The organism is Pseudomonas sp. NPDC087346, assembly GCF_044744235.1.
GTDB lineage: Bacteria > Pseudomonadota > Gammaproteobacteria > Pseudomonadales > Pseudomonadaceae > Aquipseudomonas.
The window spans coordinates 1-1,574 of sequence record NZ_JBIUXX010000021.1; the positions used below are offsets into that span (position 1 = coordinate 1).

2 protein-coding genes are annotated in these 1,574 nt (G+C 59.4%); both read left to right on the forward strand.

The genetic code is table 11. The annotated features are described in order from the left end of the window. A partial coding sequence (locus ACIOZM_RS14540; protein WP_401214898.1) for an IMP dehydrogenase occupies positions 1 to 297 on the forward strand: 297 nt, incomplete at its 5' end. 99 nt (positions 298 to 396) lie between these two features. Continuing rightward, the coding region (gene guaA, locus ACIOZM_RS14545) for a glutamine-hydrolyzing GMP synthase (protein WP_401214901.1) at positions 397 to 1,574 on the forward strand (1,178 nt) is incomplete at its 3' end.

Sequence of the window (1,574 nt, forward strand, 5' to 3'; positions counted from 1 at the left end):
GCCATGTCCCAGGCTCAAGGCTCTTCCGACCGTTACTTCCAGGACTCCTCGGCAGGCGCCGAGAAACTCGTTCCGGAAGGCATCGAAGGCCGTGTTCCTTACAAAGGCACCCTGAGCGCGATCATCCATCAACTGATGGGCGGCCTGCGTTCCTCGATGGGCTACACCGGCAGCGCCGACATCGAAGAAATGCGCACCAAGCCTGAGTTCGTGCGGATCACCGGCGCCGGTATGGCCGAATCCCATGTTCACGACGTGCAGATCACCAAGGAAGCGCCAAACTACCGCGTAGGTTGAGGCTTCAAGCAAACTGTTTAGCAACCGGGGCTGTTTTATTCAGCCCCGAGTTGTTTCTGAATCAAGACTGTTTCTGAATTACTTAGACGAGACTGAATCATGGCCCTCGACATTCACGCTCACCGCATCCTGATCCTCGACTTCGGTTCCCAGTACACCCAACTGATCGCCCGCCGCGTGCGTGAGATCGGCGTGTATTGCGAACTGCACCCGTTCGACATGGATGACGAAGCGATTCGCGAATTCGCGCCAAAAGGCGTCATCCTCGCCGGCGGTCCCGAGTCCGTGCACGTCGCCGACAGCCCGCGCTGCCCGCAAGCCGTGTTTGACCTGGGCGTGCCGGTCTTCGGTATCTGCTACGGCATGCAGACCATGGCTGAACAGCTGGGTGGCAAGGTCGAAGGTTCCGAGCTGCGTGAGTTCGGTTACGCCCGTGTTGATGTAGTCGGCAAAAGCCGCCTGCTCGACGGCATCGAAGACCACATCGACGCTGACGGCCTGTTCGGCCTCGACGTATGGATGAGCCACGGTGACAAGGTCACCAAAATGCCGGAAGACTTCCACATCCTGGCCAGCACCCCGAGCTGCCCGATTGCCGGTATGTTCAACGACAATCTCGGCTACTACGGCGTGCAGTTCCACCCGGAAGTGACCCACACCAAGCAGGGCGGTCGCATCCTGTCGCGCTTCATCCTCGACATCTGCGGTTGCGAAGCACTGTGGACGCCGTCGAAGATCGCTGAAGACGCGATTGCCAACATCCGCGCCCAGGTCGGCACCGACAACGTACTGCTCGGTCTGTCCGGCGGCGTTGACTCCTCGGTAGTTGCCGCGCTGCTGCACAAGGCCATCGGCGACCAACTGACTTGCGTCTTCGTCGACAACGGTCTGCTGCGTCTGCACGAAGGCGAGCAAGTGATGGCCATGTTCGCCGAGAACATGGGCGTCAAGGTGATCCGCGCGAACGCCGAAGAGCAGTTCCTGAACAACCTGGCTGGCGAAAGCGATCCAGAGAAGAAGCGCAAAATCATCGGTCGTACCTTCATCGACGTATTCGATGCTCAGTCCAACAAACTGGACAACATCAAGTACCTCGCTCAGGGCACCATCTACCCGGACGTGATCGAGTCGGCTGGCGCGAAAAGCGGCAAGGCTCACGTGATCAAGTCGCACCACAACGTGGGCGGCCTGCCGGAAGAGATGAACCTGAAACTGGTCGAGCCACTGCGCGAACTGTTCAAGGATGAAGTCCGTCGTCTGGGTCTGGAACTGGGCCG